At 37.4% G+C, this 20,778-nt stretch carries 12 protein-coding genes and 2 pseudogenes; 13 read left to right on the forward strand and 1 reads right to left on the reverse strand.

Going from position 1 to position 20,778, the window contains the following annotated elements; genetic code table 11:
* The first annotated feature begins 78 nt into the window (after nucleotides 1–78).
* The 3 genes from KVG29_RS02430 (at nucleotide 79) to KVG29_RS02440 (ending at nucleotide 3,459) form a co-directional block, all read left to right on the forward strand.
* Entirely contained in the window at nucleotides 79–1,086 is a 1,008-nt protein-coding gene (locus KVG29_RS02430; RefSeq protein WP_252226232.1) for a Gfo/Idh/MocA family protein, read from the forward strand.
* Nucleotides 1,087–1,350: 264 nt separating this feature from the next.
* Nucleotides 1,351–2,400, forward strand: coding sequence for a zinc-dependent alcohol dehydrogenase (locus KVG29_RS02435; protein ID WP_252226234.1), 1,050 nt, complete (start codon nucleotides 1,351–1,353; stop codon nucleotides 2,398–2,400).
* Nucleotides 2,401–2,451: 51 nt separating this feature from the next.
* Nucleotides 2,452–3,459: a Gfo/Idh/MocA family protein gene (locus tag KVG29_RS02440; protein ID WP_252226235.1), complete on the forward strand. Its 1,008-nt coding sequence runs from the start codon at nucleotides 2,452–2,454 to the stop codon at nucleotides 3,457–3,459.
* A 183-nt stretch (nucleotides 3,460–3,642) separates the two neighbouring features.
* Here KVG29_RS02440 and KVG29_RS02445 read toward each other — a convergent pair.
* A pseudogene (locus KVG29_RS02445) lies at nucleotides 3,643–3,990 on the reverse strand (transposase); the annotation flags it as partial.
* Nucleotides 3,991–4,496: 506 nt separating this feature from the next.
* On the opposite strand from KVG29_RS02445, the gene KVG29_RS02450 reads away from it, so the two are divergent.
* The 10 genes and pseudogenes from KVG29_RS02450 to KVG29_RS02500 all read left to right on the forward strand — a co-directional run bounded on the left by KVG29_RS02450 (nucleotide 4,497) and on the right by KVG29_RS02500 (nucleotide 20,677).
* Nucleotides 4,497–5,069, forward strand: coding sequence for a GNAT family N-acetyltransferase (locus KVG29_RS02450; RefSeq protein WP_252226237.1), 573 nt, complete (start codon nucleotides 4,497–4,499; stop codon nucleotides 5,067–5,069).
* Nucleotides 5,070–5,089: 20 nt separating this feature from the next.
* The gene (locus KVG29_RS02455) at nucleotides 5,090–6,223 is read left to right on the forward strand and encodes a Gfo/Idh/MocA family protein (protein WP_252226469.1); all 1,134 of its coding nucleotides are present in this window, start codon (nucleotides 5,090–5,092) and stop codon (nucleotides 6,221–6,223) included.
* A 476-nt stretch (nucleotides 6,224–6,699) separates the two neighbouring features.
* Nucleotides 6,700–7,926 carry a uroporphyrinogen decarboxylase/cobalamine-independent methonine synthase family protein gene (locus KVG29_RS02460; RefSeq protein WP_252226238.1) on the forward strand — a complete coding sequence of 409 codons (1,227 nt, stop codon included), beginning with the start codon at nucleotides 6,700–6,702 and terminating at the stop codon, nucleotides 7,924–7,926.
* A gap of 1,685 nt (nucleotides 7,927–9,611) precedes the next feature.
* Nucleotides 9,612–12,848 (forward strand): hypothetical protein, encoded by a 3,237-nt coding sequence (locus tag KVG29_RS02465; RefSeq protein ID WP_252226239.1) that lies wholly within the window; start codon nucleotides 9,612–9,614, stop codon nucleotides 12,846–12,848.
* A 538-nt stretch (nucleotides 12,849–13,386) separates the two neighbouring features.
* Nucleotides 13,387–14,049: pseudogene (locus KVG29_RS12575) on the forward strand (IS30 family transposase); the annotation flags it as partial.
* A 770-nt stretch (nucleotides 14,050–14,819) separates the two neighbouring features.
* A complete protein-coding gene (locus KVG29_RS02480) occupies nucleotides 14,820–15,908 on the forward strand; it encodes a Gfo/Idh/MocA family protein (RefSeq protein WP_252226242.1) in 1,089 nt (362 codons plus the stop codon).
* Nucleotides 15,909–15,956: 48 nt separating this feature from the next.
* Nucleotides 15,957–16,826, forward strand: a complete 870-nt coding sequence (locus KVG29_RS02485) for a sugar phosphate isomerase/epimerase family protein (protein WP_252226244.1) — start codon at nucleotides 15,957–15,959, stop codon at nucleotides 16,824–16,826.
* Between the two features lie 134 nt (nucleotides 16,827–16,960).
* A complete protein-coding gene (locus tag KVG29_RS02490; RefSeq protein WP_252226246.1) occupies nucleotides 16,961–17,782 on the forward strand; it encodes a sugar phosphate isomerase/epimerase family protein in 822 nt (273 codons plus the stop codon).
* Nucleotides 17,783–18,018: 236 nt separating this feature from the next.
* On the forward strand, nucleotides 18,019–19,353 hold the full coding sequence (locus KVG29_RS02495) for a glycoside hydrolase family 28 protein (protein ID WP_252226247.1): 1,335 nt from the start codon (nucleotides 18,019–18,021) through the stop codon (nucleotides 19,351–19,353).
* Between the two features lie 298 nt (nucleotides 19,354–19,651).
* Nucleotides 19,652–20,677, forward strand: a complete 1,026-nt coding sequence (locus tag KVG29_RS02500; protein ID WP_252226248.1) for a Gfo/Idh/MocA family protein — start codon at nucleotides 19,652–19,654, stop codon at nucleotides 20,675–20,677.
* Nucleotides 20,678–20,778: the final 101 nt, after the last annotated feature.

Below are 20,778 nucleotides of genomic sequence, written 5' to 3' on the forward strand. Positions count from 1 at the left end.
AACATATGCGTAGAATAAAAGTGGGTGTAATAGGTTGCGGACAGATCAGCAAGAGGGTATATTGACAACCTGGTGAATATGTTCTCATTTATTATTGATGTAAAGGCATGTGCTGATATAGTACCGGAAAATGCAAGAAAGAGAGATGATCAGTTCGGGATACCAAAAGCATGTTCGGTAGAAGAGCTTCTTGCCGACCCTGAAATAGAAATTGTGCTCAATCTAACAAACCCATGGGCTCATTATGAAGTCAATATGGCAGCCTTGAAAGCCGGAAAGCACGTTTATGTGGAAAAACCCCTGGCCATGACCCGGCAAGAGGCAAAAAACATGATTGACTTTGCCAAGTCCAGAGGTTTGCTTATTGGGTGCGCTCCTGATACCTTTCTGGGTGCCGGCCTTCAAACCTGTCGTAAGCTCATAGATGATGGATGGATAGGCAAGCCTATTGCTGCCAATGCCATGATCATGATGGCAGTATCCAGTGAAATATACCATAAAGCTGGTGTAGGCGGGGCACTGTTTGACATGGGGCCATATTTCATTACGGCTTTAGTATCGCTGCTGGGGCCTATGCGTAAAGTTAAGGGTTCTGCACAAATGCCGTTTCCCGAAAAGACGGTTTATGATGTAAATCATGCTGAGTATGGTAAAAAATTTAAGGTAGAAGTTGCTACAACGGTTTCAGGTGTATTGGAGTTTGATGGCAATGTAATTGCTAATTTTACTGCTACATGTGATGGCTTTAGATACTGGCCACGTCTGGAGATTATGGGTACAGAAGGCGTCTTGGTTGCTAATGATCCAAATATGTTTTCAGACCCAGTATATGTGCAAAGGCGTGGCGGTGAAATGAAGGAGATGCCTCTTATCAATAAATATGATAAAGACAGCAGAGGGTTAGGTCTTGTAGATATGGCGTATGCTATATTGAATAATAAGCGACACAGGGCAAATGAACAATTGGCTTATCATGTTCTTGATGTGTTGCATGGTTTATGCGATTCGTCAAGAAGTGAAAGATATTATAGAGTTGAAAGCGATTGTGTTCGCCCTGAGCCTTTTGTTGAAGGAAGCCCATTTTAACTTGACAACTATGTCATGTGGTATAATTGTTTAGCTTTTTTGTTTTTATAACTCTCTTAAAAATATGAGATGAATAGGTATTGTGTTATTATGGTTCCATAAACGTTAAGTTAATATATATGTTACATATACAAATATTAAATAGTAAGAGACAAATAAATCTTTGTTTATGACTTTAAATATGACATATATGTGTATTTTTTTATTAATGTTTTTTTAATAAGAGAAATAGAACTCAAATTTAAAACCGGGAGGTATTGTGCAATGGGTAAAATCATCAAACTTTTGGGACCAAAATCCATAGGCTTTGAAGAATATGAGGAAGAAGAATTGCGACCGGATGAAGTCCGTATAAAGACTCTTTTTTCTGGGATAAGTGCGGGAACTCAGCTAACTCTTTACAGGGGAAAAAATCCGTATCTAAGTGGGAAATGGGATCCTGACTTAAGAATATTTGATCATACAGGTGAAGCATCTGCAAAGTTTCCTGTAAAAGGTATGTGGGCATATGAAGAAGTGGGCATTGTGGTTGAAATTGGCACAGATGTCAGTAAGGCAAGTGTAGGTGATGTTATCTATGGTGCTTGGGGACATAAATCTACACATGTAGTTAAAGAAGAATTTGCGGTAGACCATAAACTGCCAAAGGAATTGGATCCAATATGTGGGATTTTTGCTCAAATGGGCGCAATTGCCCTTAATGCAATACTCGATGCAAATATACATGTAGGTGAAACTGTAGCTATATTTGGACAGGGTGTACCGGGACAAATGGTAACCCAGCTTGCAAAATTGAACGGCGCCAGAGTTATAGCTGTTGACCTAGATGATAGCAGGCTTGAGTATTCAAAAAAGTTTGGTGCTGACATTGTGCTAAATCCTAAAAAATGTGATGCAGCAAAGGAGATAAAGAAACTTACTGATGGCAGAGGAGCAGACGTATCTATTGAAATCTCAGGGTTTGCATCAGCACTTAATGAGGCTATAAGAGCAACTTGTTACAATGGTACTGTTGTTTGTTCAGGTTTTATTACAGGAGAAGCAAAAGGATTGTTTCTTGGAAAGGAGTTTCACCACAACAGGATAAAAATTGTATGCTCACAAATATCAGGTGTTTCATTAGATGTAAGCAACCGATGGGATAGACTGAGAATGGAAAAAACTATTATGCAACTGCAAGCTGAAGGAAAAGTGAATTTTAAAGGTCTTATAACTCATATTATCCCATTCGAAAAAGCACCAGAAGCCTACCGTATGTTAGATGAGGGTACAAAAGATTGTTTGCAGGTTGTATTGAAGTTTGATGAAGAATAAGTTATGTTCGTAATCATAAACAAGTTAAACAAAAGGGAGGACATGTAGAAAATGACAAAGACATTAAAAGCTGCTTTCTTGGGTGCCGGATATATTGCGAAGATACATAGTAAAAATCTTTTAAAACTTACAGGTATTGAAATCTCTTCTGTATGTGATATAGAAAGAGAACGCGCAGAGAATTTGGTTTCTTCAATTGGGTCTAACAGCATAAAAATATATACTGATTTTGAAAAAATGTTGAATGAATGCAATTTTGATATGTTGTTTATATGTTTGCCTCCTTTTGCCCATAGCGGCCAATTAGAAGCTGCTGTAGAAAAAGGTGTTCATGTCTTTATAGAAAAACCTATTGCATTGGATGTAAACAGAGCTAGAAATATGGTTGAGGCTGTTAAAAAGGCGGGTGTAGTTTCTCAGGTAGGTTACCACATGCGTTTTGGTGAAGCCGTAAAAAAGCTTAAAAATCTAATTGATTGCGGCATAGCAGGAATTCCTGTGTTATTTGATGGAAGATATGAATGTAATTCTTTACATTCTTCATGGTGGAGAGATTATACAAAATCTGGAGGACAAGTCTTCGAACAGGCTATACATTTATATGATTTGTCGATGTACTTTCTAAGTGAACCGGAAAGCATATGTGGCTTTACTACAAACTTATGTCATAAGGACGTATCTGACTATACTGTAGAAGATAATAGTGTATCGATAGTCAAATTTAAAACAGGAGCGCTGGGAAATATAGCTGCTACCAATTGCGCTGTTCCCATGGAATGGAATGGCATTTTCACGGTAGTATGCAAAAACATAACTGCACACTTTAAAGATGCCAACAATGCAGAGTTTATTTATACATCAAGGGATGATGTTGAACGAGAGAATGTAACTTCGTCAACAGACATGTATTTCGAAGAAGTAAAAGCTTTTGTTCAAGCTGTAAGAGGAGATGGGCCAGCGTTGTGTACTATTGAAGAAGGATATAAAAGCCTCTGTATGGTAGATGCTGTTGTAAAGTCTTCGGGACAGGGCGGGAAGGTTGTGAAACTCAGTTTTTAACTTTAAACTTTAATGTTTTAGTGCAACATATTTAAAGTAATTCGGTAATATGGCAAAGGGTGATTCAAAAAAGTTGAAAAATTTTTAGCAGTTTAGATCTAAAAAGGGCGTAGCAAATCTAACCATCACCCAGGTGTCATGGTAATAATTAACATAAATGTGAATTAAGAAATTGGTCTTAGTTTATGTTAACTCTTCCTTCCTGGCGGATGGATTGTAAAGTCTTTCATCGCGCAGCAGAGCGAATACTAACTTTACCACATTACGGGCTGTGAGTACCAAAGCCCTCTTGTGATGATGGTTCTTACTTTCCTTATACTTGCGAGAATAATAGTCAGCAAATTCAGGAAGGAACTTTCTGAGCTGATCTGCAGTCTGTATGAAGTAATATATTAGGTAGTGGTTTCCAGTCTTTTTGATGAATGTATCATCAGCTGTAAAGTCTCCAGACTGGTATTCAGACCAATACACACCTGTAAATTTGGCCAGGGCGTTGTCATTGTCAAACCGAGAAATGCCCCCTATTTCAGTTTGTTGAGCAGTCAAGCTACAAGGGGGGCAAAAACCTGTCACAGATATCTTTACAGGATAGTCATGCTATAGGTTATCTCAATTGTAAAGAGTTTTTTGCCGCCTATGGATGATGGCTATGACGCATAATTTTTATTAGTTGGTTCAAGGTTATAAAACTTGATGGTACTGAGCTGAAGAGAAAAAGGGTGGAGACTTTACTAAAGAAATGCTCCCGAATTAGGGGGGGACATTGGAGGGGATACGGATGGTAATTCCTCCGCTTACAAAGCTAGCTAGGTTACTTATAGAAAGCGTTATCAAAGTCAAAGCATGTTCAATTGAGTTTTCTTATTTATTTACCATTTGTTAAGGTTCTGTTTGCAAAAATTTAGGTAGCTAGAAATTTGAATGAAAAATCGAATAAAAAGTAGGGGTGAGACTAAAAAGCTGAGCCTTGAAAAATACAAAAATAAAGCTCTCGTAATTTTCGAGAGCGTACATATTTATGAAAAGGAGAGAGAATTGTGGTGAATCAAGCCCAAAACTTAAGTCCACAGCTTATGATGTACAGAGAATCGCTTAGCAATCTGCCGGATTTAAATATTCCACAGGGGTATGAGCTACGCTCGTTTTGTCCAGGGGATGAAAAGTGGTGGGAAAGGATTATTAATGTAACGTTTCAATATCAAAGTGACTTTAAGAAGGAAATCCTTATGCAACAGCAGTTCAAACCTGAACGTATAAAGTTTATATGCTGCAATAACATTCCTATTGCTACTGCAACAGCGTGGGAAAAAGATGATTATGGTAAAGAAATAGGATACTTACATATGGTAGGGGTCCTTCCTGAACATTCAGGGAAGAAGCTAGGTTATTATGTAAGTCTTGCGGCTTTGTACCAGATGGCAAAGGAAGGTAAAAAATCTGCAGTGCTGCATACTGATGATTTTCGGATACCTGCAATAAAGACCTACTGGAATCTTGGTTTCAAACCTGTATTGGTTCATGAAAATCAGATTGAGCGGTGGAAGAATATATCATTAATTCTAAATATGCCTGAAATATTTGAAAAACTAACAAAGAATATGGTAATGTAAGATAGAGGAGGAAGGTTGTGATGTGCATAAAAATAGGAATTGTGGGAGCCAGCAGAGGGCTAAGCACCATATTGGCTTTTCAGGATATACCTGAAGTAAAAGTGGAGGCTCTTTGTGATTTGAATGAGGACTTACTTAGGGAGCAGGCTAAGAAATATAATATACCCAAGACTTACAGGGTATTTGAGGATATGCTGGAGGCGGATATTGATGCTGTGGTGATTGCAACACCGATGCAATGCCATGTTCTTCAGGCTATACAGGCTTTAGAAGCAGGAAAACATGTATTAAGTGAAGTACCAGCTGGAGTTACTATGGACGAATTGTGGTGGCTTATAGAATGTGTAGAAAAATATAAAAAAGTATATATGATGGCTGAAAATTATTGTTACATACCGGAAAATCAGTTGATTTTAAATATGGTAAAACAGGGTCTTTTTGGGGAGGTATATTTTGGTGAAGGAGAGTATTTGCATGATATAAAAAGCCTGGCGGTATATCCCAATGGTAAAACATCGTGGAGAAGATTTTGGCAGCTTGGTAAGCGGGGGGCTTTTTACCCTACCCATAGTATTGGACCAGTTATGCAGTGGTTTCAGGGGGATAGAATAAAGTGGGTCATAAGTGTGGGTTGTGGTTGGCATACAGCTCCGGAGTTTAGGCAGGAGGATACCTCTATTACTCTTTGTCAGCTAGAGAGCGGTAAGCTTATTAAGATTAGAATAGATTGTTTGTCTGAAAGACCTCATAATATGGCTTATTATTCGCTTCAGGGAACAAAGGGGTGCTACGAAGCTGCACGAGGATTAGGAGATCAGCCTAAAATATGGCTTAAAGGAATGGATGAGAGTACCGATAAGGCAAAGTGGAGGCCTTTGATGAAGGAGTTTTATGATTATTTGCCAGAACGTTATAAAAATGTGACCGAAGCCCAAAAGAGTGCAGGACACTGGGGAGGGGACTACTTTATTGTTCAAGATTTTGTAGATTCGATATTAAATGGCACTAAACCTCCTATAGATGTATATGATGCCTGTGAGTGGACGGCGGTAGGATTGCTTTCTGAACTGTCTATTATGAATCGGGGTAAAGCCATAGAAATGCCGGATTTTCGCAAAAGCAAAAATATGGAAGACAAGATTATAAGAATATAGCTTTTTCATTTAAAGTATATTGGAATTTTGCTTTAAAAAGAGCATAAATACAAGTATAAAGTCGGTTTCATACATAAGCAACAACATTTAGGTTTACTCAGTATTTACGAGCAGGATGTTGATAGACGATGTTAAAATCGCAGGTACAAAAGATAGAGTCCATAACCCCTGAGGTAATGATAGTGTAGGTATTCATGCAGTCAAGAAGAAACACTGGGCACGTATATTTGACTACAGGGGTTTGGAGTTAACCAAAGGGTTCTCTTTCAAGAATAACATAGATGAATTTAATCGTTTAGTAGGGGAAGTAGGGGACAGCTCTGAGGGGGATGTAAAAATATATGAGCATGCGAAATAAATACAGAAGTTAACGGGTTATAATCCGGTTGAGAACAGCTCTGACTAGCACAAAGGGCAAACGATCATAAGTAAGAAATGAAAGACTATTAATGTTAAGAAAAAAGGAGAGGAATAGTATGATTACTCAGAAAGATAAAAAGATATTACGAGACCTTGCTAAACGGGTGGCAGATATAGCTAAGCTTCCAATTATGGAGCAACGCCGGTATATGTGGAAACAGCATAACCAGTTAAAACGTGTGCGTCCAATGATATTGGTGTTCCCTGAAGGTTCATGGCGCGAGCTACTGCCGCAATCTGTTCTTCAATGTGAAGATGAAACTGCTCGGCAGATGGAGTGGGAATTGCGGCGGCGTATATATCATTACGAACATATACATGATGACAGTGTTATAGAGAAAAAATGGGTGGTTCATAAGGCCATTAAAATTACTGATTGGGGATTGCAGCCAAAGCGTAGACCAAGTAGTCAGGAAACTGGTTCCTGGGGGTTTGAGCCAGTTATCAATGATTATAGCGATCTTAAAAAGCTCAGATTTCCTGAAGTGCAATATGACGAAAGAGAAAGTATGCGTAGGTTGGAGGAGGCTCAAGAACTATTTGGTGATATATTAGATGTCGAACTTAAAGGTATAAGCCATATATCATTTCATCTAATGGCTATATACTGCGAATTGCGAGGTTTAGAGCAGGTGATGTGGGATATGTATGATAATCCGAATATGCTACATGAAGCCATGGCTGTTTTAGAGGAAGGGCACCGTCGGCTGGTACAGCAATATGTTGAGCTAAATTTATTAAGTTTAAACAACGATGATACTTATCATTCCTCCGGAGGCGTGGGGTATACCGATGAACTCCCCAAACCTGATTTTAATCCCAAAAGAATCCGTCCTTGTGATATGTGGGCCTCAGCCGAGTCACAGGAAATGGCCCAAGTGTCGCCGGAGCAACATTATGAATTTGTGATGCAATATGAAAAACGTCTTCTGGAGCCTTTTGGTCTTAATGGTTATGGTTGTTGTGAGGATCTTACAAATAAGTTGGACTATGTACTTACTATACCCAATATAAGGCGTATTTCCATTTCGCCTTGGGCAGATGTGGAAAAGTGCGCAGAGAAACTCGGTAATAAATATATATTTTCGTGGAAACCTAATCCTTCCTATCTTGTAGGGAATTTTGATCCTGAATTAATAAGAAACTACATAAAACATACTCTTGAGGTAACTAAAAACTGTATTATAGAGATCATATTGAAGGATACACATACATGTGAAAACCATCCTGAACGTTTTACGCAATGGACTGATATAGCACAAGAATTGGTTAATCAATATTGATTATATAGAAAATGCTCTTTTGTAATTTTAGTTTATCTTCATGTTTGTCACAAAAGAGCATTTTCTTTTTACTTTACTTTTAAACCCCGATTTTGCATGTTAAAACTCGATGCTTACTTGATTGTGGACGATATTGGTCTCTATCCTTCAATGATTTCCGAAGCTGCTATTTTTACTATAATGTTACTTCTTCAATGAACACACCATTTCGTTTTTAAAAATATAGAGAATATTTCAGATTGTTGTAGGGGATAATGGAGAAGAATTAACTGAACAGGTATCAGAGGATCTGCATAATGTGATAGATCGAAATGATGATAAAGAGTGAGCGGGAACTAGCTTAAAAAATGTGTACAAACAACTTTGCATGAGATTTAAGGGGTGCAAGTTGATAGGAGTTCGATGGGGGACTTACGTGTTAATCTTGTAAAATACAAGTAGGTATTTTAAAATAATGTTTTGCTAATTAAATAGTCATAAAATTGAAAGAATGTCATAAAAGTGAAAGAATTAAGTTATAAAAGTTTATGGATTGAATTCTGCGAGAGGATTATACTGAATGTAAACTATAATGGACAGTTTATAGATATATCCTAAAAATGTGTCGTTTATAAAGCAGATTTACTTAAAATATGCATTTTTATACAAAGACGAAAAGCATCGAAAACGAATTATAATTTTATTATTTAAGAATAAACATCTTCAAAGACATAAAAGGCAACAAAAATGAAATTAAACAACACGTCAATCAAGTAAGCAGAGACAAACAGAAAAGTCGCAGTGCCTATCCAACAAGATTCTTATTTCTAGAGCGAATTTTATCTATAGACCCCATACGATGTGCCAGCAAAACAATAATAAGATGAGCAGTACCGGTCATAAAGAAATCTGCCTTGATAGTTTTGTGGTTTCTAGCCTTGATATACCGAGCTGTAGAGGAAATTTGAACCTTGAGATAACCTGCTCAATGATAGAGCAATAATCTCCTATCTTATTCCATAGTTTTGTATTTCTAGAGATGGGAGTATTAGTCCTGTAATTATGGGATATATATAAAACTTTCTCCAGAATAAGAAGATGTACGTTTATCTTTGAAAAAGCAGATGTATTTGCCACCAGGTAACTTTGTGGTTTTAGGGAAAATGAACTTATTTCTGAAAGCCCTGTTCTTACCTTTACAAGAGCCATCCTACTTTGTAGGAAGAAATGGGTCTTTGGGGCAGGTAGGTGTTATTCGGGAGTTTGAGCAATTTCCTGGCAAATAGGTTTAGTGATATAGACTAATTTGTGGAAAGAATTTTTGATATCATTGTGGTAATTCTGTTTAAACCTTGAATAGAAAGAGGCATTAGGGACAGTTTTAAGACCACAGAAGTTGCGAAGTTCTTTAGGAAAGGATGATAAAGGAATAATAAGTAAAGTAGGGGTTGGTAATTTTTGAAGGAGTAAAGTAGAAACGATAGTTGATGTACTATTCAAGAAGTTCAAGCAAGATAGTTTTTTGGATTACGATATATTAAGTTGTTTAGTTATCATGCAGGATTCCCATGTTTTTCTTTGTATTTCATGGGATTTGACAAAAGTGAAGGGAATTCCTGCTTGATATAAAAGTAAAACCCTAAGGAATAAAGGATTTTAGGGTTTTACAAAAGCCTAAAAATTATAATACAAAGGAGGGGGTTATTTTGAGTTCAAATCACAAGAAGTTTTTCAGCTGGATAACTTTGGCGGTATTTGTTTTCACTCTGTTTGTGTCGCACAATGTATCGGCTAATACTTCAACACAACAATCTGAACAAGAAGAATTATTGAATTCTTTAAGTTTTTTTGTAGGAAAGGTTACAAGGAGCTATACTGACCAGCAGGGAAGTATAACATCGACTGATTTTAGCCAGTACATTAATTTTGAGAACAAGACTATTCGTAGTTTCAACGAGCAGGTATACTGGGATTATGAGAGAGGAATTATTACAGTAAATACTACTAAGGCGCAAGGTGCTGTGGGTTTTCTTAATAAAGTTGAAAGAATTGAACTTGATGACGTTATTATAACTTCGAATAACGAGTATGCTACTATACTTATTGTTTCCCTTGATGGAAAGGATATAGCATCGTCAGGCAAGATACTCATTCAGGCTATGACAGAGGAAAAGTTTTATGGTGCCAAGACAGAGAACAATGTTATAACTGATCTTGGAGGGCCTCCTATAAATGTAAAAAATATTGATGCAACAGTGATATTCAAGAAATGGAAAAAACCAAGGAAAGTAATAGTACTTGATGAAAATGGATATGCGATGAAGGAGATACAAGGTACATCTGGACCAGAGGGGTACAGTATAACGTTGGATCCTAATTCATTATATACAGTAATCACTAAAAAAGAAGTAGTAATAAATAATCCATACTCTGATATTGACTATATATGGTGGGAAGCGGAGGACCCTATAGAAACTAATTATCCGCCAAAATCTCATTTTGATATAAGTACAGAAGGTAAGTGGGAGTACTTATCTGGTGGTAATTGGTTAACCAGTGATAATGAAAATGCGCCTCAAAATGAAAGGTTGTATGCTAAATATAGAATAGAAGTATCCGAGAGCGGGCAGTACAATTTGTGGGCAAGGAAATTCTGGTATCACGGACCATTTGAATGGAGATTTGATGAACATGACTGGCGCCTTTGTGGTAGGAATATAGGTCTTGTGGATAAAGTTAGTTTTAGGACATACATAGAAGCAAACTGGGTATATTTAGGAAAAGTTAATTTAAGTGCTGGAGAGCACATATTTGAGTTTAGGTTGCTTGAAGGTGAAAAGACATCTGGAATGGATTGTTTTATGCTTACGCGAGATGATAATTATGTTCCCAGAGGGCATTTAAAGCCAGGAGAGAGGTTAAATCTTGCTGAAGAAGGGTATTGGGCATATGAGCCTTTAATAGATCCGTATGATGAAGCTTTACTAGATTTGAGAGTGTTTAATGAAGCGGTGGCCGGTCAGTCTGGGTATGTAAGAAGAGAAGGAGATAGGTTGGTGTTAGGGGATGGTACGCCTGTTAGATTCTGGGCTGTAAATGCGACGATTGATATGGATAATAAGAAACTTATAGATTACATGGCTCGTAGGCTGGCCAAGTTTGGGGTTAATCTGGTGCGCGTTCATACTGCTTTCTTTGATAGTGACAGCAGTGATTTGTCTGATATTGATCCTGTAAAGCTTGACAGGTTACATTACTTTGTATATGCCATGAAGCAGCAAGGGATATACACGAACATAAGCTTTTATTTTCCGCTGTGGGTAGATATAAAACCGGAGTACGGCATACCTGGATATGATACAATAGAGAACAAGAAGCCTTTTGCACTGTTGCAGTTTGATGAGCAGTTTCAGGAGATATACAAAGAATGGGTAAGGAAAATATTTCTTACAACAAATCCTTATACAGGGGTTCCGCTTGCAAAAGAGCCGGCAGTAGCCATAATAGAGATCCAAAATGAGGACAGCTATTTATTCTGGACTTTTAGCAGAGGCAACATACCTGAAGTGCATATGAATAAGTTGGAGAAGATGTTTGGAGATTGGTTGATTGAGGAGTATGGGTCCCTAGAAGCAGCGCTTAAAGCATGGGGACCAGGCAGCGAGCAACCTCTGGATAACATAGAAGAAGGAAGGATGGAGCTTAAGGACGCATGGTTTATGACGAGGGATGGATGTGGCACTGGGTCGTTCAAGAAGAGGATGAGCGATCAGGTTAGATTCCTGGTAGAGCACCAAAAGAAGTTCTATGAGGATATGGTAGAGTTTTTCAGAAATGAGATAGGTATTTTGAGCTTAATAAGCTGTAGCAACTGGACAACGGCTGATCCACAAGCGTTACAGGCTTTGGAGAGATATACTTACACAGCTGGGGATATAATAGATCGACATGGGTATTTTGAGTGCAATCACAGGGGAGATGGAGCAGAATATTCAGTAAGAGAAGGACATAGCTATATAGATACTTCAGTTCTTACCAATCCGGGGGCTAATATAGCGCAGATGATACAAATAGTTGATTATCCGCACATGATATCCGAGACTGCATGGACAAATCCCAACAAGTATCACGGGGAATCGGTGCCGATGTGGTCGATATTTGGGGCTTTACAAGGCATGGATGCCATACATTTCTTTTCTGTGGGTACGCCACATTTAGAGCAGAGCACAGAAAAATGGCCGGTGATGGTTGCTGGAGTACTGGGTCAGTTCCCTGCCTTCTCTCTGATTTATAGGGAAGGATATGTAGAAGAAACCGAGCCAGTGCTTCACATGGAGGAATCGTTTGAGGATCTGTATTCATTTAAGGGCTCGGCGGTATTTGAGGGGCAGGCGCTGGATTTAATAAGAATAGTTGAGCCACCTAGTGGAGATCCTACTGAGCCCGAGCCGCCGGTGGTAGAAGGACCTGACACAGCGCTGTTTAACTTTGAGGATGGAAACACTCATGGATTTGGAAAGGCATGGGGAGATGGAGAAACGATAGTAGAGGTTGATACGCTGAGGAAGTATGCAGGAGAGAGTTCACTTAAAGTAACATTCAACGGTCCTGTGACAGTAGGGGTAATAGGAGACAGGACGGATATACCGCCTGGAGCCAAGGTTAAGTATAGGGTATACGTTCCCGCTACGCTGGATATAGATCTTCAGTTTGCGGTATTTGGAGCGAATTGGGCTTACAACGGTAATTATAAACCTTCACAGTGGATTGAGAGGAATAGATGGGTAGAGTATGAGGTAGAGTTTAATGAAGGTGGACTGCCGGTTGTAGCAGTGGTAGTAGAGATAATCCCTCAGAGTACACAGAGTGGTACCATATGGATAGACAGCATAACCTATGATGGATATGGTGAACCTGGAGAGCCTGGAGAACCTGGTGAATAACCAGGAGAGGTCTTGGAGAAGATCTGGCTGAAGAAAAGAATTGTAATGGTCTTGTATAAACGGGTTCTTGATTGGATACGAAAGTGGCTCTGATGGCAATTCTGTGGAAAAGATTTAAAGAAAACGTTTAACACATAGTAATAGTAATTAAAGATAACGGGACATTTCTACTGATTTGTAGAATGTCACGTTTCCTATGTGGAGAGGGGACAAATACAACCCCGTCCTGTGACAAATGTTTAGTTATATTCAATGAACACAGGGTTTATGAATGATGGTTAGGTCAGAGTTATAAAGAGATAAGCCCAATATTATATGGGGCTGTATGGTAAATCGCGCGCTAATCATCTCAATGGTCTCAAAATAATAGTTAACAGTGGAATAATATCTGGTAAGAACCAAAGGCCTACTGCTGGGACTTCAGAGATGGAAAAAGCCTTCTCAATTAAGGAGTATGATAATAAAGGGTGTGCATAGTTTTATGTCACCATCAAGCGGAAGGAGGAATTATTGAGTACTTATACTGGATTATGCTCCAAAAACCCTATACAACTACATAGATAGAGGTTTTCTTAAAGTACGCAATATTGATTTATGGCTTAAGTCAGGGTTGAAGCCCAGGAATAAAGCAAAACCCAGGAAGCATAAACGGATTATGGGTAAAAGTATAGATTTAAGGCCAAAAGAGGTAGAGACTCGAGAAGAATTTGGTTACAAGGAGATAGACGCAGTAGTAGGTAAACGTTCTAATGGTTCAGTACTTTTGACATTAACGGAAAAGAAAACCAGGTATGAGCTAATATTTCTGCTAAATTCAAAGGACAACTAATCGGTGAATAATGTACTTAGAGAGCTTAAGAACAGGTATGGAGATTTATTTCCAAAGATATTTTGCAGTATAATAGCTGACAATGGTTCAGAGTTTAGTAAATTGTCAAATATTTTAGAGGAGTATAAGAGTGAAGCATATTTTGCTCATTCTTATTCGTCATGGGAGAGAGCTAGCAACGAAAGACAAAATGGTATTATAAGGCGTTTTATACCTAAAAGTAGAGCAATAAGAGGTATACCGTTGTCAGAAGCTAAAGACATAGAGAAGTGGATGAATGAATACCCGAGGAAGATGTTGGGTTACAAAACTTCAAAGGAATGTTTTTATGAGAAAATATTAAGGATATGCGAGAATAGAGAGACGAAGTAGTAAGAGAATTCATTGTAGATTACGGCTTGATGCAGGAATGTGTTTAATTAGACTGAGTTGGAGTTATCAAAGTAATAAAGTAAAGATAATGATTTCTTATAGTTAAGGCCTTTCGGCTAGGTATGCCAAAAGGCCTGGCCATAATTATTCATATAGGTTATTGTCAAGGTCGGGTAGTATTTTCTCGCTTACGCTCGAAAATCTCCACTCTTCCCTTGGCAATGTAACATTGATACAAATTATAAAAGTAAAAATCTGAATATCTATATCATACTTTTTTCTCAAAAAGTGTTGTATTTAAAATTGCAATTTAGACTATGAAAATTATTATATATATGTAGACCAAGTAAGATGAGCATTAGGAAATTCTTTACTTATATTGTTGATCCACGCAATACCCATTGTCAGTGCCGTTTTGATAACTTTTTCGTTCATAAACACCAAATATATAGGCTATCTTAAAGCAGGCAAGCTGATAGTTAGACTGGATAATAGTTGTTATGATTTTGCTGATAACATTGAGAAACTTAAAAGCATTAAGGGACTTAATTTATAATCAAAGGTTATTCTCCTAAAATTGCTGCTAATATTGCAAAGGCTGTACCCTTTAGTGCTTACACACAAGTTCATGACAGTACCTGGATGTATGAACTTCCTCAACTGGCAAGGGGTCTGCGGGTTATACTGGTATAGATTCTTGGGAAATACTAAGATTTTGTTTGCATAAGTCTAGGTGCTACAATTTAATTTTAGAAAGGAAGTGAAAAACAATGAATGATACTAAACCTTTAAAAACTCTTCTTGTAGGATGCGGAAACATGGGTAGGCATCTTGGTAAGAAGGTATATGAAAATCCCAATTATAATTTAGTAGCGGTTTATGATGTTATACCGGAAAATGCTAAAGAGTTTGCTGAAAAAACAGGTGTAAAAGTGTATACGGACTATGATGAGGCACTGAAAAAGGAAAAACCTGAAGTAGTAGTTATAGCGACTCCCAATAGTGTTCATGCTCAGAATACCATACAAGCTGCTCTGTCAGGGGTAAAGGGGATATACTGTGAAAAGCCTATTGCTGTGAATATGGCTGAAGCGAAAGAGATGGCAAGGGTATGTAGGGATAACCAAGTAAAACTGATAATTGGTCACCAAAGGAGAATGTCTGACAAATATCGTAAGATGAAAGAACTAATTGACAATGGTGCCATAGGAGAGATAAAGCTTTTCAGGGGTAGTTGTGCAGGGGATTTTGTCAGTGATGGTACACATACGGTGGATAGCATTTTATACTTGAATGGAGATGTAGATGCTGAATGGGTTTCGGGACACGTTATTTATGAACGTCCGGGGACGATGCTTTATCCAGGCAAAGAATTTACTGGAGAGCGTTATGGTATGAATGTGGAAAGTGGTGCAATGGCTTTGATTCAGTTTAAAAATGGTGTCAGAGCTGAAATTTTTACAGGAACTCTTAGTCTGAAAACAGAACATATGTCCATACCTTTTAGTATGTTATATCAGAATATAGAAGCGATAGGCACCAAGGGCAGACTTTGGATTCCAGGGGATAGGAACAATCCTAATCTTTTAATTATGGACGAACAAGCAGGGGGTTGGAGAGCTGTAGAGTATAAAGAATATGATGTATGGGAGGTGGTATTCACTGAATTTGCGGCTACGGTTCGTGAAGGACGATACCATCCAATGTGTATTGAAAATGCAATGAGGGGTTTTGAGATTGTTATGGCTGTATATGAATCTGCCAGGTTAAGGGATAGACTGTATATGCCCCTCAAACAAGATAAATATCCCATGGATATAATACTTGAGGAAAACAGGATTCTAAAAAGGGAATGGTAAAAGAATTTACTTGAATCCATAAAAATATGTTATTGGAGGTTGAAATATATGAAAGAGATAAAGTTGTTAAGGAACGATAGAGGGATAACTTGGGGGTATGGTATGCCTTGGTATGAACAATTTATGAGTCTGGATAAAGACGATAGATTGATAGCAAAGCTTAAATTTCTGAAAAAATACGGTTTTAAGACGACAAATTTTATGTTTGGTGAGATTGTTTCGGTTTCACAGGAAAGACTGGATAAAATAGCACAGTATATTCATGATAATGATTTAAGTGTGAATATTCACGTAAGTTTTGATTACGTCCACTCAACTGAGGATGAAATAAAAGCTCATAATGATAAAGCAATAAAGGAGCTTTACAGACTTACACCTTTACTAAGGTCAGAAATAACGCATACAGGAGCGAATGCTGGGCACAGATTTGATGATGAGATGCCGGTAGAAGAGAAAATGCAGAGGCTCAGCAAAGGACTTGCTCCCGTCGCTGTAGAGTGTGCCAAAATGGGTGCTCACCTTTGTATTGAGAATCATGCTGACTTCTATGTTAGTGATTATATTGAACTCATAAAGAGCACTCCGAATCTTTACTTATTTCTGGATACCGGTAATACATATTTTATAGGAGAAAAACCTTTACCGGCTTTTATTGAGGCTGCTCCTTACACAATTGGTGTCCATTTTAAGGATCACAAGGTACGTCCGGTATATGATGCGCGTCCTATCCATTTTGAAATTGATGGGTCTCCTTTAGGGTATGGACATGTGCCTCTAAGGGAATGTTATAAAATTATGCTTCAAAATAGGCCTATGCTCGACAAATTGGTTATACAATTTGAAATGATAGTACCCTATGGGAGCAATGACCCGATTAATTGTCTTGAGAAATCCATAGAGTTTGTAAATTCTTTATAGTTTACTGTTAATTTGTGTAATTTGTTTTTTAAATTAATTTTGTAGTTCCGTAACTTTACCAAAATGCTATAGTAAGAGCACTATTTGTTAATTTATAATGAAAATCTTATGGCTTATAATAAGAGGTGGATTTGATGAGTGTAATATGTTCTACTTCTATTAGGTATAACCAGAGTTTAGAAAACGCATTGTCTATTATTCGCCGCCTAGGATTTAAAGAGGTAGACTTGCTCTTGATTACTGGATGGGCTCATATAGATATACCAGACTTGGTAAATGATTTTGACAGCTGTAATAGGAGAATAGAAGCTCTTTTGACAAAATATGATTTAAAGCCGGTTGCTGTTAATGCAAAATATAGTGTTGATACCTATGACAGGAGTGCGGAAGCTATTAAGCAACGGGAGCGAGAAACGTACAGTCTCATCCGTTTTATGAAGTATTATGGAATAGAGGTAGCTTCTATACAACCTACATTGAAGTTTAATGACGAGTTTTTGTCCGGAAAATTTAAAGATACCGTAGAGACTTTGAAAGAACAAAAAGAGATTGCTTATACTGAAGGAGTAAAAATTGCAATTGAACCCCATATTGGTAGTGGGTTTGATACCATTGAGAAAGTATACAATTTGATGAGAGAGATTCCCGATGTGCCTATTACATATGATCCTTCTCATTTTATTCAAAAAGGAGAGAATCTTTATGAGACTGAGTTTATGCTTAACAATACGGTGCATGTTCATTTGCGAGATGCTTCAAAAACCAGTATAATGAATCTATTTGGACAGGGAATCATTGATTTTGATTGGATAGTTCAAAAGCTTAAAGACAAAAAATATAAAGGGTATATTTCTATTGAGTATCTTCCTCAAAAAGATTTTACGGAGGAAGAACTTTTTGAGGATATAGTAAGGATAAGAGAATATCTTGAAAAGGCATTTTACTCTGAAAAATAATTTTAGTTGGCTGACAAAATTGTAATTTTTTATCGATTAGTTGCTTATTTTTAAAGATTAAATAGATATGAAACCTCTCAAAAAGTAACTGTAGACAGAGAAGTGAGTGTTGCAATGGGATTATATTAGCAAATATGTATAATATACGGAGGCTGGTTATAAGTATAATAAATTTATAGGGCAGCCCCGTATACTGTATTTTTTTATAAAAGAGAATAAAAGAGGAGGAGTAAAAAATGAGTGATTATAATGTTCGCAATTTTGGAGCTGTTGGTGACGGAAAAACGAATGATTCAGTAGCCATACAGAAAGCCATTGATTATTGTAATAAAGCAGGAGGAGGAAGGGTTATAATTCCTGCAGGGATGACCTGTTTATCCGGAACCCTAGTGATGAAATCAAATGTAGAATTCTATATTGAAAGAGGTGCTGTTCTGGTTGCCAGTCCTAATGTACAAGACTATTCCACTGTTCATACAAGCTCCCATATTGCGCTTTTTAAAGCTGATGATAATGTAGAGAATATTTCATTTACAGGTGGTGGAACCATTGATGGCGGAGGTCGATTCTTTATAGAATCTGAGACACCATTTATCTATGTAATGAAAAGCCCTCGACCATTTACTTTTTATTTAATAGGGTGCAAGAATGTTACTTATCGAGATATAACAATACGAGATGGTGCTTTGTGGACCATTAGGCTTACAGGATGCCAAGATGTTGTTATTCATGGTATTCGTATTCTTAACGATCTAAAACTTCCCAATAATGATGGTATTGACCTGGATCATTGTCAAAATGTGCGAATCAGTGATTGTTATATTGAATCGGGAGATGATTGTATATGTTTTAAGACATATAAAGGATATGAACGGTTTGGTCCATGTGAGAATATTACTGTAACGGGATGTACTATGGTATCGGCTTCCTTTGCCATAAATGCCGGTTGTGAAGTAAAAAATCCCATACGTAATATAGTGGTAGATTCTTGCATAATACGTTCGAGCCATAGAGGTGTAGGTGTGCACTTAAGCCAGGAAAGCAATGTAGAAAACATTTTATTTAATAACTTAATTATTGAGACGAGATACTATAATCCTTCTTGGTGGGGTGCTGCTGAGCCTATTTATATATCTGCTGCTCCATGGACTGAAGAAGATAATGTAGGATATGTACGCAATATTCGTTTTTCAAATATAATATGTCGTAGTGAAAATGGTGCCTTTGTTATGGGATGGAAGCAGGGTATTATTGAGGATATTATGTTTGAAAATGTAAAAATTTATTTAGAGAAATGGAGTGATGAGCCTGGAGGGCGACATGATATACGTCCTATTCCTGGAGAAAAGAATGGTTTTGCACAAGGGGTATATAGTTATCCTACTGCAGGATTTTATTTAAAGAATGCAAAGAATGTGACATTGAGGAACTGCGAAGTTGTGTGGGGTAAAACACGGCCTGAGTATTTTCGATATGCATTAGAAAGTCACAATGTTAAAAATTTAAGTCTTGATAATTTTAAAGGAGAAGCAGCACATCCTGACAAAAGTGAGGCAATTTTTATTGAGTAGTATTTCATGAACGTAATTTTAAAGAATATTTTTGATATGGAGTAAGTATTATATAGAACACTCTCGAAAAGTAGCTGTAAATGGTAACAAAAATTTGGGGGAAAGAGGTTAAAAAGTGAAACTGAAATGCAAGGGAAAAGAGGGAAAATGAGTAAAATGCTGGGATAGTAACTGGAAATTTGGATATAGAAATCGTGTAAAAAGTAGAGGTGAAGCTGAAAAGCTGAGTTTTGAAAAATACAGAAATAAAGCTCTCGGATTTTTCAAGAGCGTACGTAATTTAAAAGGAGGTTTTTAAATGAATAGAACTTTTAGGACAGCATTAATAGGTTGCGGACACAGAGGGCGAAAACATGCTGTAGGACTTAAGGAAGAACAACGATGTGAGATTGTAGCTCTTGTAGATGTAAACAGAAATGCTGCAGAAGCCCTGAATTCTGATTTTGGCTTTGGTGCAGCAATTTATGAAGATTATAAGGAAATGCTTTTGAAAGAAAAACCTGAAGTAGTAGTGGTATGTTTATGGACTCGGTTACACTTTCCTGTATTTAAGGATTGTGTAAATTCAGGAGTTAGGGCTGTACATTGTGAAAAACCTATGGCGCATACTTGGGGTGATTGTTTGGAAATGGCGCGTATTGCTGAAGAAAGTGGTTGTCAGTTAACATTTTCTCACCAGCGACGTTTTGCTAAAGGTAATATGCTTGTTAGAGAAATGATAAATAAAGGGCAGTTTGGTGAATTATTAAGAATGGACCTTTATTCGCCGCCCAATTTACTTGATTGTGGTACACACACAATTGACCAAGCGTTTAGTTTTAACAACGAAACACCGGTTAAATGGGTTCTTGGTGCGGTGGATGCCAGCGATACGTTGAATTGGTTTGATGTGAGGTCGGAAATTACAGCTGTAGGAACTTTTGTATTCGAAAACGGAGTACGGGCTAATATACAGGCAGGGGGGCCTGATCAGGATATGTGGGGTGGTGTAAGGGTAATAGGCAAAAAAGGTTTTATTGAGGTATTCTGGGATGGAAATTTTGGTCAGGCTGTAGTTTATGATGACCCTTCCTGGAAACCCGAACAATGTGATGAAAAACCAGATGTACAGACTGTGAGAATGGTTAAGGACATTTTTGATTGTTTGATTTCAGGCAAAGAACCTGAACTGTCATATAAGAAAGCATTACGTACAAGCGAGGTCATTTTTGCATTTTACGAATCAGTACGGCTTAATAAACGTATTGAGCTTCCACTTAAAGGAGTTACAGATAACCCTTTTATTACAATGTATGAAAGTGGAAAATTTACAATTAAAAAGTAAAAAGTTAAATATCTGAGTTTTGTACAAACAGATGAAAGGAAAATATACAGTTAAATCTATAATGTTAAGAGTTGTGGAAGCAGATAAAGATATCTGTGAAT

Origin of the sequence: Caldicoprobacter algeriensis, assembly GCF_023838525.1 — a bacterium.
Classification (GTDB): Bacteria; Bacillota; Clostridia; order Caldicoprobacterales; family Caldicoprobacteraceae; genus Caldicoprobacter; species Caldicoprobacter algeriensis.

Excerpts from the sequence above, each read along its gene's own strand:
- KVG29_RS02430 (WP_252226232.1), top strand. The coding sequence starts at position 79 with ATGTTCTCATTTATTATTGATGTAAAGGCATGTGCTGATATAGTACCG.
- KVG29_RS02435 (WP_252226234.1), top strand. The coding sequence starts at position 1,351 with ATGGGTAAAATCATCAAACTTTTGGGACCAAAATCCATAGGCTTTGAA.
- KVG29_RS02440 (WP_252226235.1), top strand. The coding sequence starts at position 2,452 with ATGACAAAGACATTAAAAGCTGCTTTCTTGGGTGCCGGATATATTGCG.
- KVG29_RS02455 (WP_252226469.1), top strand. The coding sequence starts at position 5,090 with ATGTGCATAAAAATAGGAATTGTGGGAGCCAGCAGAGGGCTAAGCACC.
- KVG29_RS02460 (WP_252226238.1), top strand. The coding sequence starts at position 6,700 with ATGATTACTCAGAAAGATAAAAAGATATTACGAGACCTTGCTAAACGG.
- KVG29_RS02480 (WP_252226242.1), top strand. The coding sequence starts at position 14,820 with ATGAATGATACTAAACCTTTAAAAACTCTTCTTGTAGGATGCGGAAAC.
- KVG29_RS02485 (WP_252226244.1), top strand. The coding sequence starts at position 15,957 with ATGAAAGAGATAAAGTTGTTAAGGAACGATAGAGGGATAACTTGGGGG.
- KVG29_RS02490 (WP_252226246.1), top strand. The coding sequence starts at position 16,961 with ATGAGTGTAATATGTTCTACTTCTATTAGGTATAACCAGAGTTTAGAA.
- KVG29_RS02495 (WP_252226247.1), top strand. The coding sequence starts at position 18,019 with ATGAGTGATTATAATGTTCGCAATTTTGGAGCTGTTGGTGACGGAAAA.
- KVG29_RS02500 (WP_252226248.1), top strand. The coding sequence starts at position 19,652 with ATGAATAGAACTTTTAGGACAGCATTAATAGGTTGCGGACACAGAGGG.